This is a genomic window from Limnofasciculus baicalensis BBK-W-15 (genome assembly GCF_024178385.1).
Taxonomy (GTDB): Bacteria; Cyanobacteriota; Cyanobacteriia; order Cyanobacteriales; family Coleofasciculaceae; genus Limnofasciculus; species Limnofasciculus baicalensis.
The window spans coordinates 1-15,720 of record NZ_JAMZMM010000125.1 but is presented as its reverse complement, the minus strand read 5'-3'; the positions used below and the strand labels follow the sequence as shown (position 1 = coordinate 15,720).

The following is a 15,720-nucleotide window of genomic DNA, read 5'->3' as shown; positions in this document are numbered from 1 at the left end:
TTGCCCATCTCCCAGATTGAACTGATAAGTATCTGCTCCATCTCGACCATTGAGAACGTCATTACCTGCAAGTCCTGACAAGGTATCATTTTCTGTGCCACCTATCAGAGTATCGTTACCACTTCCACCCGTTAAAATCATATTGCCTAGTCCTTGATGATTACTGCGAACTAAATCTTTCTCATTATAAGACTTAAGACTCATGGTTTCGTCAGTCGGCTCGAGATCGGAACTTTTTCCCAAAAATTTGCCAATTGGTGTAAGTTATGAACTTCAATGAGTCAGGTCGCTACCGCTTGCAAACTCCCGATCAAAATGGACGATTTGCGATCGCGTCCCTAGGACTATTTCTGGGGGTTTGGCAGGGAACGCGAGATAGCCGGACAGGTTACTGGTTGCGTTGGTGGGATGAAGCAGGTAACTTGCTCCTGTGGGCATTAGAGTTAGCTCAAGAGCAACGCCAACGCGCCGAAGAAGCTGAATCTCAGCTAGAAACCCTCCGACAGCGATTGCGCTCGGCTGGCATTGAGTAATTATGACTTGTTGGTGGTTGGTGCGTTACGCGAAAGCTAACGCACTAGACCGACACAACTTCTCTTAGTTAGGACTTACGCAGTTGGGCTATCTGTAGGGTGCGTTATGTAACGCACCCTACTATATATGGAGTTTAATGACAGATTTTGTGTAAGTCCTGTTAGTGTTATGCGGCTATTTCAACGAATGCAAATGAAGTAGATGGCTGCGGAATTTCCCATCCTTCTAGCTTTAACCCTTCAAGATGAAACTCGATGGCTTCACGCATATTTTGCTCTACTTCTTCATGGGTTGAACCAGTAGAAACACATCCTGGCAAATCAGGAGAATAGGCTGAGTATCCCGTTTCTGTTTTCTCAATAATTATCAGATATCGCATTATTTAAGGCCTGCTTGCTTCAAAATACTATCAAATGTTCCCGGAGCAAGATCATCACTGGGTTTCCCTGGAATTGTAACTAATCCAGTTTTAGTAGGATGCTTATACTGGCGGTGGCTACCTCGCGCTCGAGCTAAATACCAACCATCTTTATTAATAAGGTTGATGACTTCTCTAACTTTCATTCTACCCCATAATTCATCATTCTAATATTTTATCATATTTCCCCGCTCCCCTAAATGTAAAACCTTCCCCTCTTGCGACTCAACTACTCGCGTATTTACACTCAACCTGTAAAAATGATTAAAGCGCGATCGCACTATCCAATCGGGTAATGTTTCTTTCCTTTTATCTACAAATATCTTTTGAAAATTCTGATAACTTTCTCCAGTTATTCCATCTCTAGTAGGGACAATACATCTCTGACAGGGATTAACTCCTGCAAATACTACTTTTCCAATGGTAAATTGAACTAATTCACCCTCTTTTCCAAATAATCGATCTTCCCAGAAGGGTGGAACCCCACCAATTTCTAGATTAGCGCGAAACCGACAGCGGATGTCTTCTACGGTTAATCCGGGAAACCAAGAGGTAATTAATTCTAGGGTAGCTGTGCTAATAATTGTCGGTCCAGGAGCATTGGTATCATCGGGAAAACCCAGAATCGAGTTTTGCTCTATTTTAACAGGGAAACTGAAGTAGTTACTCAGCCACGATTCTAATTTTATTCTATCCTTATCTATATGAAAGATATTTTTTTGTTCAGATCCTTGAATTGACAAGGCTAAACTGCGGCTACTTAAATCGAAGGATGACCTGATTTGATGAATTTTAGTATGGCGTTTACCATTGACAAAGTTACCTTGTCCGTCAAATAGAGCAAATTCTCGGTCATTTGCTAACGCTCCACTTTGGAGGATGTTAGCTTCAGTGACAGATACAGCGTCAAATGATTTAATTGGGTAGATGTAGATACCTGCTAGATAAGGCAATATATTGGACATAATATTCAGTTAAATCAGATCGAACTCCATGGCATTACTGGGTTGAAAACCTAGATTAGTGTAAACTGATTGACCAGAGGGAGAAGCATTTAAAATAACTCGCGTACAAGCAAGCTGTTTTAAATATGCGATCGCTTCTAGGGTAAGTTTCTTCCCAATTCCCTGACACCGATATTCTGGTTCAACATAAACTCCCCAGATATATCCATATTTTCGGTATGATTCTACTATAATATCTGGGTAGAGACCAGCAAAAAGTTGACAACTGACAGAACCCACAATTTGGCTATCTGCTTCGGCGATAAATGCCTGATAGTATAAATCTTGTCTAGCTTGGTATATAAACTTTAAGGTGATTTCCAGCCAGTTAGATTGAATTGAGTCAGGAGGACGATTATTATCCCGCCACATTTGGTAAAAGTGTCGTGCAATTAGAGTGTCTTCAGTTATATTTGCTGGTCTGATATTAATAATTGTTTCCCTCAACATAGTTTACTCGATCGACTGAATATCTACATAGTATCGTTAAGTGGAGGTGAGAAACCCGGTCTATGGAGGTGAGGTTTAGTTGTGCCCACTGGTTTACAATAGTTAGATCGTAGCAGATCCTTTTACTATGTAGGCACAATCTACAAATAGGAATTACGCACCCAACCAGTTTTTGAAGGTAATTGCGTTATTTTAACTAGAGAGCTATCGAGAAAAACCGGATATATTGGGGATTAGTGCGTAAGTCCTTCAAAGGTAACAACAGAAGATTGACAAGTAATAAATGAATGGACAAAAAACTTATAGAAAACCTTGACAACCTGGGGATTCGCTTCGTGCGCATCCTCTGGTGTGACAATGGCAATATCATACGAGGTAAAGCAGTCCACCGAGGCTGTTTGTCAGAATACTTTAAACATGGTGTTGGTATCTCCGCCGCACAACCAGCGATTCCCGTCATATATGATGCACCAGCCCCAGGTAGTGGTTTGGGACCAGTGGGAGAAATCCGCTTAATTCCCGACTGGAATACCTTCACTCCCTTACCATACGCCAAAGGTCATGGTCGTGTTATGGGTGATATGGTATTAAATGGTATCCCTTGGAGTTTTTGTCCTCGTCACTTTTTGAAACGGATGATAGCAGATGCCAAGAGTGAGGGGTTAGATATCATTGCGGCTTTTGAGAATGAGTTTTACCTGTTGCGGAAGACACCAGAAGGGATTATTCCTGTTGATCAAACAGGTTTTGCTTCATCCATGGGGATTGATATCAATCATCGAGTAATTGATGAGATGGTAGAAGCCCTGATTCAGCAAGGAATGCCAGTAGAGCAATATTACTCAGAATCAGGTCCAGGTCAGCAAGAAATCTCGATCCTATATACTGACGCATTAGGAGCAGCCGATCAACAGATTACCTTTCGGGAAACAATCCGCGCGATCGCATTCCAGCATAATCTAATTGCCTCATTCATGCCAAAAATCTTTGCCGATAAAGCAGGTAGCGGTTGTCATCTTCATCTGAGTCTCTGGCATGACGGAGAAAACCTCATCCCCAATCTAGATGGAGACGGTACTCTCTCAGAAGTAGCGCGTCGCTTTATTGCCGGAATTCTCCACCATCTGCCAGCCCTAATGGCAATAACAGTACCCACTACCAACTCTTACCGGAGGATTCGTCCCCACTGTTGGAGTGGTGCATTCCGCTGTTGGGGCATCGATAATCGAGAAGCAGCAGTGCGAGTACCCTCTCACCCCCAATCCCCTAGCCCTACTAATTTTGAACTTAAAACTGTCGATGCTACTGCCAATCCTTATCTGGCATTGGGTGCAGTTATTGCAGCGGGAATGGATGGAGTCCGGCACTGTTTTGAGTTAGAATCCCCAGTAACAGTAGATCCCGGCACTCTGACAGAAAATGAACGTCTGGCTCAGGGTATTGAAAGATTACCTAAAACTTTAGGAGAATCCATTGAACATCTAAGTCGCGACTCACTTCTTCTTGATGCCATGGGTTCCGATCTAGCTCAAGTTTATCTTGCCGTTCGCAAAGCGGAGTGGGAGGCGATGAAAGATTTTGATCTAGAAGCGGAAGTGAAACTTTTGTTAGAACAGTATTGATATTGTTCTCACTATTTAGCTTTCCTTCCTCTGATAACTTGCACCAGTCGCCATATAGCCAATGCGATTGGAAATCGCGGCTACACAAACCAAGTCCGCCTGCGCGGACTAAAGATGTTACAACCCGCGACGGCGGGTTTTGTCTGTGTAGATGCGGTTTTAACCGCCTTGTTGAAAGGCGTGCTTAATCTATAAGACAGAGAATTAATTCTCTGTCTGGTTTTTGCGAATGATCTAAGATATCAGTTAAAATAAGTACTTATTTTAATATCCTCAAACCTAATACCTACTAAATTGTGATATCGGAACGTCTAATTATTTTCACTCGCTATCCACAACCAGGAAAAACTAAGACGCGCCTGATTCCCATCCTTGGTGCAGAAGGTGCAGCCAACTTCCAAAGGCAGATGACAGAATATACAATAACAGAGGTAAAATCTCTTGTAGCTACCCATCCTTTATCGATAGAAGTCCATTTTGCAGGTGGTAATGTACAACTAATGGAAACCTGGTTAGGTGGTGATATCATCTATCGCCAACAGGGGGAGGGTGATTTAGGTAGGCGGATGATGTCAGCGTTTGATATATCTTTTGCGGCTGGGATGAGTGGGGCGATTATTATTGGTACTGATTGTCTCGATCTAAATGCTAAATTAATGGATGAGGCATTTCAATTATTATCACATAACGATTTAGTTTTGGGACCAGCGGCGGATGGAGGGTATTATCTGATTGGTTTGCGTCGGTTAATTCCAGAATTGTTTGTGGGAATTGATTGGGGAACCTCTCAAGTGCGACAACAAACGATAGAAATTGCCCAAACACTAAATTTAGCGATCGCATATCTTCCCATCCTCAATGATATCGATCGCCCAGAGGATTTAGACGATGGGCTTTACAAGCCTAAGCAACTAGACAGAATTAAATCTAAAACTCACAGTGCCTAAGAAACCTGATTTCTGGATTCGGTATAATATTCTTTTATGGGCATATACCTATTTAGAGACAAATGAAAATGGCAAAAATTTCGATTATTATTCCAGTTTTAAATGAAGCCATCGCAATTAGTACAGTCATCAAACGACTTGGAGATGCTTCTGATGTAGAAATTATTGTGGTAGATGGGGGTAGTCAAGATGAAACGGTGAATATTGCCAAATCTTTTAGTGTTAAAGTTATTTCTACCACACCAGGTCGTGCTAGTCAAATGAATGGTGGTGCGGCTATAGCAACGGGTGATATTTTACTATTTCTCCATGGGGATACTATTTTACCCAATCATTTCGATACTCTAATTCGAGAGACTTTACAAGATACTAGAATTATTGCAGGTGCTTTTGAATTACGGATTGATTCCCAAAGGCGGGGAGTGCGATTGATTGAGAGGATGGTAAAAATGCGATCGCATTTTTTATCTATGCCTTACGGAGATCAAGCTATCTTTCTCAAAACCTCTATTTTCCAGGATATTGGTGGGTTTCCCAACTTACCAATTATGGAAGATTTTGAATTAATCCGATGTTTGAGAAAAGAGGGAAAAATTGCTATTATTCCTGCACTTGTAATTACATCAGGAAGACGATGGGAAAAATTGGGAGTGGTGAAAACTACCCTAATTAACCAACTTATTGTTGCTGGCTATTTTCTCGGAATCCCACCAGAGGAATTAGTGGGATGGTATAGACAAACAATTAAACTTAAGAAATACTGAATTGACTCAGAATACCATGCAAAACCTAACAAAGGTTATTAGCCCCCCTTTGGATTATTGGACAATAGTAGCTGAAACGACGCAATCTCGTCAAGTATTGAGAATTAATCTTAATAAAGATCGACGAAGTTAAGGCACTTTCAGCCGTTTTCTAATTTGTTAACTTTTGTTGATTACTTTCTTTTGTTAATTTTTGTTAAGTATTTTTTTAGGGAAAGGGTAGCAAGTTTATTTATGCGCCATTCCCTCCCGATAAACTATCCCGCAAATTGCCGATAAAATAAACCAACCTAAAGTATTAACACGCAAATCGAATAAACTAACATCAACCGAATTAAACAAAATACAGCAACCGAAAGTAAGGAGATAAGTAAAAAGAATAAAGCCATCGCAATTTTGCGACAACCCTTTCACAACCAGCATCACCCCCTGCGCTAGAATCCATCCCACTAAACTAAATAACAATATTGTTGCCGGGATACCCGTTTCCGCCGTTAACATTAATAGTAAATTATGAGGATGACCTAGCCATAGATTCATCTGCTGTTCATAAAGTGGTGTAAAATTTCGCAAACCCCAACCTATCCATGGGCGTTGCTCAGTCATAGACAAGGCAAAATGCCACTGAGTCACCCGCATTAGCGCCACGGGGCGATCGGGATATAATTGATCTGTAAATCTTGCCCAAAAATAAGCAGGAACAATTATTCTGAGCCATTCTCGCAGAGGAGATGGGCTAAATGCCGCGCCCAATACCGCAGTTGCAATGGCGACAACACCTGCTACCAACCAATGCCACCCTTGGTAAAGGGCAAAAGCTAAACAGGCAAAAATAATGATGCCCCAAGCATTACGGGAATTAGTTAAAATAAGTGCGATCGCCGATGCGATAACTGTTACTGTCAAGAATCCTATTTTCCCAGCAGATAATGAGCTAAGGGGATGAGATGATGAAGCGATTGTTTTTTGTTTATTCGTCCAAAATTTCAACAATTGGCTCAAGCCCCTTGTCTTCAAGATAGTGACGACAGCTATAATTAGGTTATTTCCCGATTTAGCAGTAAATTCTGAAATTGCCTCAATCCACAAACCCAATCCTAAAGTAAAAACAATTACCAGATAACCAGCCAAGATATTAGCGTAAATAAAAACAGAAGCCATCCGACCAGGAGGATTTCCTTGTGATTCTAATACCCAACCCAGAATACCTAATAATTGAGTTGGCGTACTCCATCCCCAAAAAATCTGTCCTAATCCCAGAATAACTACTGGTAAAGAAGGAATAACTAAAAGCCAAGATAAACGTCGCAATTGTTGAGTAGTTTGGATTAAAACAGAAAAAGCAGCAAAAAATATCAAAAATGGCAAAAAATTCGCCAAACCAAGGAATGCTTCCCCGGGCTTATAAGCGAAACCAGAAATAATAATTAACCAGATACTCCAAATAGCAAATCCTTTGTTGATAGGATATCTAATAATCTGGCGATACTTCTGCTGCCAAACTCCTGCCAATGCCAGAAATAACCCCACTCCTCCCAAACTTGGAATTAAAGGAAAAATCAGCACTCCCAACTGAGCAAAATTCCAATAAATTTGCAATTTAGGATCGGGATGTTTATGGAAAAGTTTCTGATACCATTTCACAAATAATTAGTTATTGGTTGTTGGTTATTGGTTGTTTGTTGTTTGTTATTTTATTTCATCTTTCCCCACTCACTCCTCCCATCCCCCACCGCCCCATACGGCATCCGCTGTTCCATTCCCCATTTAAGCAGATTCCCAACACTCGGAGCGAATTAGTCTAATTTGGGCGAGAGCAAAAATAGTAGGGATAATGCGACCATAATTAGTAGAAATAGTGCGCCAACCCAAATCGGCAAAGAAATAGCCCCATAATAATGGACCGAGGGCAGCAAATACCGTGCGAGTCACGCCATAACGGGCGACATTTGCTGCCATACCATGTCGTGCAGTTTGCAGTGCCAGGTAACCTTCCAACTTAGTCGCAGCAGCAGCACCTCCAGTTATAATAGTTTCTTTGGCAACTTGATAGCGAGCAAAATGTAGGGCAAACTGACGGGAAATCTGTTTTAGGAGAATTGGTTTCAATAGAGAACTTACGGCTAAAGCCGAGCCACCTTTGACAATCAAACTCATGGGATTGTGCTGAAGATGGGCGGGTAGGGGTTCAGGCAGATTTGACTCACAGAGCGAGTCGCGAAGCTGTACAATAATAGACTTCTGTTCAGCAGCAGGTAAGCGCTTCCAGGCTTTACCCATTAAATTGAGAAATATCTCTGCCTCTATATCAGTAGTTGAGAGTGTGGTTGAGTAAGGTATTTTCAGATAATGACAAACCTGAATTAGGGCTTGGCGATAGGTGAAATTCTGAGTGCGCCCTCGCAATACCGTCATCCCATCAGCCGCTAAAAACCGAAATCGATGCTCAATTGCATCTAACCACGTTTGGCGATCTTGACTTTGAATTTCAATTAGATCGGGTGTTTGGAGGTAATCCAGGGGATTAAACCTACGGCGGAATAGAATATCCGTTAACTGTTGTAATTCTTCTTCCGTCGCTAACTCCAAGGCACTTCTCAGTTCATCCAATGGTTTATCCTCCACAACCGCTCCTCCACTGTCGTTCACTATTGTACAGAATTTGGGTACTGGGGAGTGGGTACTGGGGAGTAGGGAATGGGGATCGCCCAAATGACGGTTGAAACCGCGTCTACACAGACACAACCCTTGATTATTAGTCCGCGAAGGCGGACTTGGTTTGTGTAGATGCGAATTCCATTCGCCCTCAGTTTGTTGCTCCCTATTCCCCAAACAAAGGGGGACGTTGATGAATCCAAGGTTTGGCTATTTCCAACTGTGCGGCTAAAGAAATTAAAGTTGCTTCGGCTGCGGGTTTCCCAATCAGTTGAATCCCCACAGGTAAACCATTCCCATCGAATCCTGTCGGAAGTGCGATCGCAGGTAATCCACTAGCATTAAAAGGCGGACAAGGTGCAATCCAACTAATAATATTCTTTAATGTCTCTTCCGGTGATAAATCTGCCCATTCCCCAATTCTAATTGTCGGGTGCATATAAGTTGGCAGTACCAAAACATCAAAATCACTAAAAAAAGCAACAATTTGCCGCGATACTATTTGCATTTGGGCTACTGCCTGTAAATATTCTCCCGCTGAACCAGATTGTTCCCCAATCCAGCGATTCATTGGACTCAAAAGCGATAAAGGAATCCCCGCCGCCGTAATTCCTGCTTGCCAAACCTTCTTAAACGGTTCAATTAATCCACTAAAATCTGGACAACCTTCCTCCACAATATGACCCATTCGGGCCAGTAACTTTCCTGTCTCTTCCACCGCATTCCGACAAACTTCAGCCGCTTCCCCAATCGGTTGAACCGCACTAGAAAAAGCAATCCTTAATTGAGGTGGTATTTGACCAGATGCAGCCAGAAAAGGTATCTCTGGATTAGGTAACCAATAAGGATCTCCAGGAATATAACCAGACATCACATCTAATAAAGCCGCCGCATCAGCCACAGTGCGAGATAAAACACCATTAGTAGCAATTCCACTTTGATGATCTCCCACAGGCGCATAAGAAACCCTACCTCGTGAAGGCTTTAATCCCACCAACCCACAGCAAAAAGCAGGTCCCCGCACTGAACCTCCGCCATCAGAAGCTTGTGCGATCGCAGATAACCCCGCCGCTACCGCTGCCGCTGCTCCACCACTCGAACCTGCGGGCGTATAGTCCAAATTCCAAGGATTGCGAGTAGGAGGAAATCCTGGTGGTTCAGTATAAGGCAAAGATCCCAATTCCGATGTCGCAGTTTTCCCCAGAATAATGAATCCCGCCTGCTTAATCCTCGCTACTATCCCCTCATCGTAAGGGGCAATTTTATCCTTCAAGACAGGCGTACCGTAAGCACAGGGTAATCCCTTCACCGCGTTGAGATCTTTTATAGCGATGGGAACACCAAAAAAGGGAGGGAGTTGGGACATATCGCCATTAATCAGCTCTTCCGTTTTCGCTTTCGCCTGGGCCAAAGCCATATCAGCAGCTACAGTCACGTAACTGCCCAACTGAGAATCCAATCTTTGAATCCTTTCCAGGTATAGCTGTACTAACTCCAGAGGCGAAACCTCTTTACTCTGAATCAGCCGCGCCTGTTGGAGTGCTGGTGTAAAGGCTAAATCAACTTTGTTCATATGGGAATGGGGCTAGGGGCTAGAGAGAATAGGGAATAACCTTGATATAACGTCTTTTCCATCTCCGTAGAACAGGCGTCTCGCCTGTTTAAGTCAAGTTTTTAGTCTACTCCAATCTACTCCCCCAAGCCCAGTGGCAGAATTTTCCGCTACCCCCTTGACGATTGCCTGTTGATTGGACTATTCTATTTATAGTACATATGTACTCTAGCGCTAGACTTCTAGTTCAGGAGAACCGTACAGATGTACTCTAGTGCAGCGCGGCAGAAGTTTCTCACCAGTTTCAGAGGCTTGATAGTGATTTTCTCTCCCCTGCCCCCTGCTCCCCTGCTTACAACTGATGGGTTATTTCTGCCCACCTGCACTAGCGCTAGACTTCTAGTTCAGAAGAACGGTACATATGTACTCTAGCGCTAGCCTTCTACTCCGACTCCAGCCATTTCAGGATTAACAAGGAGAAAAATCATGGTTGCCACAAAAGACAGCAAAGAACAAATATTCAAAGCCTTCGAGCAAATAATTGGCGATCGCAAAAAAATAGACTCAAAAATAGCCACCAAAGAAGAAGAAGCCGAAAAAGCCAAGAACAAACAAATTCTCGAAGTTGCCTCCACATATACCGTCGATAGCATAGTCAAAGGATTAGCCGATTTACAACTAGACTTTGGTAACATTGTCAATGGATTGTCAGAAAAATTAACCCAAGAAACTGACAAACTAGACGAACTAAAAATTGCGATCGCAGTTGAAACCGAGCAACTACAGAAACTCCAGCAAATTCGAGTAGTTGCAGACGCTCTCCATATTCGCACTCAAGAACACCAAGAACGGCTAAAAGATCTAGAACAAAAAACAACAGAACAACGAGAATCGATTGAAAAAGATCAAACAGAAAAGCGTAAAATATGGACAAAAGAACAGACAGAATTCGAGATAAACTCTCAAGAGCGAAACGAACTACTAATCAAAGAACGAGAACGACAAGAAGCCGACTTCCAATACGAACTAGAAAGACAGCGAAAAATTGAAACAGACGAGTACGAACAACTCCAGCGGAACCAAGAACGAGAATTGCGAGAAAAGAATCAAGAAAAAGACAAACAATGGGCTGAAAGAGAAAAAACACTCCAAGACAATCAACCATTATTTGAAGAATACCAACAAAAAGTAGAAAGCTTCCCCACCGAATTAGAAGAAGCAATCAAGAAAGCCAAAGAAGAAGCAATTAAGGATGTTACCCATGATGGTAAAATTAAAGCAGACTTGTTAGAAAAAGAATGGGAATCCACCAAACAGAGCTATGAATTCAAGATTCAATCCCTAGAAGCCAACATTAACAAACAATCCGAACAAATAGGACAACTTTACGCCCAACTCCAAGAAACCCTCAAACAATCTCAATCCCTAGCTATGAGAGCCTTTGATAGTTCCTCCTCAGACAAAAACAAATAATTTATTGTAGGTTGTTGGTTACCAGTTGCCAGTTTTAACATTTAACTTGAGGTAGCAGATTCCACAACCTATAACCCACAGCAAAACCTCTGCGTACCTCTGTGCAAACCTCTGTGTACCTCTGTGTTAAAAAAAACTTCCTCAACCTCACAATAAGAGACAAAACCATGACCAAAAAACCCACTGCAAAAAACACCAAAGCCGAGATTCTCGAAGCTTATGAAGAAGTAAGCAAAGAACGAAAAACCTTAGAATCTCAACTCAAACAAATTCAGAAAGAAGCCAAAGCTGCTCCTGTTATCGCTCCTATCTCTTCTGTAGTCGTGGAAAATAATCATCAACAACCAGTAAAAACAATGAACTCAACACCAGTTGCTCAAGACACAATGATCGACACTATTAATAGCCTAGTCAATCTCCAATTAAGATTTGGTAGTGCCATCAGCGACTTATCTGAAAAACTCACCTTAGAAGCAGCCAAATTACAAGAATTACGAGAAGGTGTTGGTGAAGAAATAGAACAACTAGAAGCATTACACAACTTAGCTGAAGTTGATGATGATACCCTGGATAACTTAATTCAATCTTATGAAGATAATTCCAAAGCATTTGAGGAAGAAAGTAGCCAACGAAGAGAAGCTTTGGGACAAGAAATTCAGGATTTGCGGAAAGCTTGGTCAAAAGATCAGGAGGAATATCAACGAACTTTGAGAGAAAGGAATGATGAATACAATAAAACAACTAAGCGAGATATGGAGGAGTATCAGTACGATCTAGAATTACGTCGCAATTTAGATGGAGATACTTACGAACAAAACAAAAATAATTTGGACAAGGAATTAGAAGAAACTTATCAACAACAAGAGAAACAATGGAGTGAACGAGAAAAAGGAATCGCGGAACGGGAAAAGAAATTCGAGGAATTGAAAGCTGAAGTGGAAGCCTTTGAGAAGAAGAAAGAAACAGAAGTTAAGAAGGCTGAAGAAATAGGTAAACATATTGCCTATTCTCAAGTCAAAGTCAAGGCTGATATGCAGAAGCTAGAAATTGAAGGACAAAAACGCTTCTACGAACAGCAAATTCAATCTTTGGAACAAAATATTCAAAATCAGGAAGCTCGAATTCAAAGCCTCTCGAAACAATTGGATGGTGCGCTGAAACAAGTTCAAGATTTGGCTGTGAAAGCGATAGAAGGAGCATCTAATGCTAATTCTTATCAGGCACTTAAAGAAATTACTTTGGAGCAAGCCAAAGGGCAAATGAAGGCGAAGTAATTGTATTGGCGCTAAAAACCTGGTTTCTTAGAGAAACCGGGTTTTAGAGAAATGTAGGGTGCGTTATGCGTAGCTAACGCACCCTCTCTAAAAAAAGATCAGCTTCCTCAAAATTGACTATAATTCAGTGGGGGTGAAAGTTTCTGCCGACGGAAGTCCCCCAGCAGGTGGTAACTTCCGATTAATTGTAACGATATTGTAGGCTTGACCTTTTTCCCCAACGGCTCTGGGGCAAAATTTATATCCTCTATAACCCAGTACTATCTTTGACTATACTTTCGTAGTATATAATTGTTTTTGATTAACTAGTCTGACTTGAAAGTCTAAAACTTCAAAGTTAGAAAAAGATCTAAATCATGTTTAAGGAGTAGGCAACTAAAAACTTAGATAACCAGGTCCCAAATACCGAAAATGGTGGGATCGAAGTTCCAGATAAATTCCAGGATGGAGACACAAGAGCTTCTCCAAATTTACAAACAGAATTAAATGGCGAAAAGCTATGACGTGTCTACTTCATTCGCCATGGAGAAAGTACCAGTAACGAACGGAACATTTTTGCCGGAGTTTTGGATGTTGACCTCACATCATTTGGCAGATTGCAAGCCAGCCGTGCAGGTGTTGACCTAAAGAAAAAAGGTACAAAATTCGACGCAGTATATGTCTCCCACATGAGACGTGCCAGACAAACCTGTGAAATCGCCCTTGCTGAAAGTCAGGCACTAAAGTCGCCCGATATTCCTGTTCAAATAGACCATCGAATTAGCGAAAAATCCTTTGGCATTTTTGCAGGCCGTAACCTCAATCTCCTGCGTCTAGCCCTGGGCTACGAAGGCTTCGAGGAAATGTTGCACTCACACAATGAAGCACCCCCGGCTGGCGAAAAGATTGCCCAAGTTTACGCTCGCGCTGCCCGTTTCTACGAAGATAAAGTTGTACCGCACTTGAAACGAGGAGAAACAGTTCTAGTAGTGTGCCACCAATATGTATTGGAGCCTCTAGCTCTCTATTCAATTTTAGTGCGATCGCGGATTCCCTGATAGCTAAAAACCCGGTTTCTTGAAGAAACCGGGTTTTTGAGTCTAAATCGATATTCTACGCGATCTGCTTCCTGCACGCGCTACGCGATCGCAGCCATCTTCACATCATTATTTGCTAATAATTCTTGCAGCTCTTCTGCATCGACGGTTTCCTTTTCAATGAGGATAGCGGCTAATTTGTCAAGGATGTATTTGTTGTTAAGCAATACTTCTTTTGCCCGCTTGTAAGCTTGATCCACAAACTGATGGACTTCTTCATCAATTGCGGCTGCTGTAGCATTAGAGAAATCTCGGTCTGAGGCAATTTCGCGACCTAAGAACATATTACCATTCTGTCGGCCCAATGCCACAGGACCTAAACGATCGCTCATACCATAACGGGTGACCATTTGTCGAGCTACACGAGCAACTTGTTGCAAATCGTTAGAAGCACCTGTGGTAACTTCCTCTTCACCGAAGATAATTTCTTCAGCAATTCGGCCACCTAATGCTACTGCCATTTGATTTTGTAGATAAGAGCGGGAATATAAACCCGAATCCATCCGTTCTTCGCTAGGAGTAAACCAGGTTAAACCGCCAGCACGACCGCGAGGAATAATGCTAATTTTTTGTACGGGGTCATAATCTGGCATTAAAGCACCAACTAAAGCGTGACCTGCTTCGTGATAAGCTACTAAAGTTTTGCGCTTTTCGCTCATTACTCTGTCTTTCTTTTCTGGTCCTGCTAATACGCGATCGATGGCATCATTTACCTCATCCATAGATATTTCGGTGAGGTTGCGCCGTGCTGCTAAAATTGCGGCTTCGTTAAGTAGATTAGATAAATCAGCACCTGTAAACCCAGGAGTACGACGGGCGATTTTTTCTAAATCCACATCCTTCGATAGCGTCTTCCCACGGGCGTGAACATTGAGAATTTCCAAACGCCCAGCGTAGTCTGGACGATCCACTACTACCTGACGATCGAAACGCCCCGGACGGAGTAATGCGGAATCGAGAACATCAGGGCGGTTTGTGGCGGCAATAATAATAATGCCAGTATTGCCCTCAAAACCATCCATTTCTGTTAGTAATTGATTCAGAGTTTGCTCTCTTTCATCATTACCGCCACCTAAACCAGCACCGCGCTGACGACCTACTGCATCGATTTCATCTATAAATACAATACAGGGAGCATTTGTCTTAGCTTGCTCGAATAAATCGCGGACGCGAGATGCACCAACACCTACGAACATCTCAACAAATTCCGAACCAGAAATTGAGAAAAAAGGAACACCTGCTTCACCAGCAACTGCACGAGCAAGAAGAGTTTTACCTGTTCCTGGAGGTCCGACTAGCAGGACACCTTTAGGAATTTTCGCACCAATTGCCGTAAAGCGATCGGCGTTTTTTAGGAAGTCTACTACTTCGTTTAACTCTAGTTTTGCTTGGTCAATCCCTGCGACATCGCCAAAAGTAACCTGAGTTTGGGGTTCCATTTGGACTCTGGCTTTAGATTTACCAAAGTTCATCGCCTGGGAACCTGGTCCATTTTGGGCACGGCGCAGCAAGAAAAACAATCCCACTAAAAGTAGTACTGGGAAAAATAGACTGCTTAAGGCTTTAAACCAAATCCCTTCATCCGCTGGGCGATCGATCTGAATGTCTACTTTATTTTGGTTTAGGATGCTAACTAGCTGAGGATCGCTAGGTAAATTGACAATAAATTGGGTTCCGTCTTTATCCAGCACCCGTGCTTGGGTAAGATCTGCTCTGAGTTTGACTGTCTCCACCTTACCAGTTGTAACTTTATCCATAAACTGGCTATACTTCCAGGTTTGGAGGGTGGGCGACGGTTTCTCTAAAAAGGCTGTTGCTAAGGCGACTACTACTATGGCTAGCAGTGCATACAGCCCAGCGTTTCTCCATTTTTTATTATTATTCACTACGATCTGCTCCTCGGTTAGGACGTGAGAGGGTGGGATGGGTTTGCTTATATTAACTAATGTTA

16 protein-coding genes are annotated in these 15,720 nt (G+C 42.4%); 7 read left to right on the top strand and 9 right to left on the bottom strand.

The window, feature by feature from the left end:
- Positions 1-204 (bottom strand): hypothetical protein (locus NJ959_RS13930; RefSeq protein ID WP_444881955.1); only part of this gene is annotated, 204 nt, incomplete at its 3' end.
- A 62-nt stretch (positions 205-266) separates the two neighbouring features.
- Between NJ959_RS13930 and NJ959_RS13925 the strand changes: the two genes are divergently transcribed.
- On the top strand, positions 267-533 hold the full coding sequence (locus tag NJ959_RS13925) for a hypothetical protein (RefSeq protein WP_254012353.1): 267 nt from the start codon (positions 267-269) through the stop codon (positions 531-533).
- 167 nt (positions 534-700) lie between these two features.
- On the opposite strand, the gene NJ959_RS13920 is transcribed toward NJ959_RS13925, so the two are convergent.
- From NJ959_RS13920 to NJ959_RS13905, 4 genes are read right to left on the bottom strand one after another with little or no spacing between them, the layout of a single operon-like run.
- Positions 701-913 (bottom strand): type II toxin-antitoxin system HicB family antitoxin, encoded by a 213-nt coding sequence (locus tag NJ959_RS13920; RefSeq protein ID WP_254012352.1) that lies wholly within the window; start codon positions 911-913, stop codon positions 701-703.
- On the bottom strand, positions 913-1,098 hold the full coding sequence (locus NJ959_RS13915) for a type II toxin-antitoxin system HicA family toxin (RefSeq protein WP_254012351.1): 186 nt from the start codon (positions 1,096-1,098) through the stop codon (positions 913-915). The genes NJ959_RS13920 and NJ959_RS13915 overlap by 1 nt, the downstream gene beginning before the upstream one ends.
- 21 nt (positions 1,099-1,119) lie before the next feature.
- Positions 1,120-1,917 carry an MOSC domain-containing protein gene (locus NJ959_RS13910; RefSeq protein WP_254012350.1) on the bottom strand — a complete coding sequence of 266 codons (798 nt, stop codon included), beginning with the start codon at positions 1,915-1,917 and terminating at the stop codon, positions 1,120-1,122.
- A 9-nt stretch (positions 1,918-1,926) separates the two neighbouring features.
- A complete protein-coding gene (locus tag NJ959_RS13905) occupies positions 1,927-2,406 on the bottom strand; it encodes a GNAT family N-acetyltransferase (protein ID WP_254012349.1) in 480 nt (159 codons plus the stop codon).
- A gap of 287 nt (positions 2,407-2,693) precedes the next feature.
- Here NJ959_RS13905 and NJ959_RS13900 point away from each other — a divergent pair, with 287 nt between their 5' ends.
- The 3 genes from NJ959_RS13900 (at position 2,694) to NJ959_RS13890 (ending at position 5,739) form a co-directional block, all read left to right on the top strand.
- Positions 2,694-4,028, top strand: a complete 1,335-nt coding sequence (locus NJ959_RS13900) for a glutamine synthetase family protein (protein ID WP_254012348.1) — start codon at positions 2,694-2,696, stop codon at positions 4,026-4,028.
- Between the two features lie 296 nt (positions 4,029-4,324).
- Positions 4,325-4,975 carry a TIGR04282 family arsenosugar biosynthesis glycosyltransferase gene (locus NJ959_RS13895; RefSeq protein WP_254012347.1) on the top strand — a complete coding sequence of 217 codons (651 nt, stop codon included), beginning with the start codon at positions 4,325-4,327 and terminating at the stop codon, positions 4,973-4,975.
- A gap of 62 nt (positions 4,976-5,037) precedes the next feature.
- On the top strand, positions 5,038-5,739 hold the full coding sequence (locus tag NJ959_RS13890) for a TIGR04283 family arsenosugar biosynthesis glycosyltransferase (protein ID WP_254012346.1): 702 nt from the start codon (positions 5,038-5,040) through the stop codon (positions 5,737-5,739).
- Between the two features lie 228 nt (positions 5,740-5,967).
- On the opposite strand, the gene NJ959_RS13885 is transcribed toward NJ959_RS13890, so the two are convergent.
- The 3 genes from NJ959_RS13885 to NJ959_RS13875 all read right to left on the bottom strand — a co-directional run bounded on the left by NJ959_RS13885 (position 5,968) and on the right by NJ959_RS13875 (position 9,967).
- Positions 5,968-7,383, bottom strand: a complete 1,416-nt coding sequence (locus tag NJ959_RS13885) for an O-antigen ligase family protein (protein WP_254012345.1) — start codon at positions 7,381-7,383, stop codon at positions 5,968-5,970.
- A 123-nt stretch (positions 7,384-7,506) separates the two neighbouring features.
- Positions 7,507-8,349, bottom strand: a complete 843-nt coding sequence (locus NJ959_RS13880) for a YaaW family protein (protein WP_254012355.1) — start codon at positions 8,347-8,349, stop codon at positions 7,507-7,509.
- Between the two features lie 211 nt (positions 8,350-8,560).
- Entirely contained in the window at positions 8,561-9,967 is a 1,407-nt protein-coding gene (locus tag NJ959_RS13875; protein ID WP_254012344.1) for an amidase, read from the bottom strand.
- 465 nt (positions 9,968-10,432) lie between these two features.
- Here NJ959_RS13875 and NJ959_RS13870 point away from each other — a divergent pair, with 465 nt between their 5' ends.
- The 3 genes from NJ959_RS13870 (at position 10,433) to NJ959_RS13860 (ending at position 13,730) form a co-directional block, all read left to right on the top strand.
- Positions 10,433-11,419 (top strand): coiled-coil domain-containing protein, encoded by a 987-nt coding sequence (locus NJ959_RS13870; RefSeq protein ID WP_254012343.1) that lies wholly within the window; start codon positions 10,433-10,435, stop codon positions 11,417-11,419.
- Positions 11,420-11,586: 167 nt separating this feature from the next.
- The gene (locus NJ959_RS13865; protein WP_254012342.1) at positions 11,587-12,693 is read left to right on the top strand and encodes a coiled-coil domain-containing protein; all 1,107 of its coding nucleotides are present in this window, start codon (positions 11,587-11,589) and stop codon (positions 12,691-12,693) included.
- Between the two features lie 515 nt (positions 12,694-13,208).
- Complete coding sequence (locus tag NJ959_RS13860; RefSeq protein ID WP_309242627.1) at positions 13,209-13,730, top strand: histidine phosphatase family protein; 522 nt, start codon at positions 13,209-13,211, stop codon at positions 13,728-13,730.
- 80 nt (positions 13,731-13,810) lie between these two features.
- Here the strand turns inward: NJ959_RS13860 and ftsH3 are convergent, their stop codons facing one another.
- Positions 13,811-15,661 carry an ATP-dependent zinc metalloprotease FtsH3 gene (gene ftsH3, locus NJ959_RS13855; protein ID WP_254012354.1) on the bottom strand — a complete coding sequence of 617 codons (1,851 nt, stop codon included), beginning with the start codon at positions 15,659-15,661 and terminating at the stop codon, positions 13,811-13,813.
- Positions 15,662-15,720: the final 59 nt, after the last annotated feature.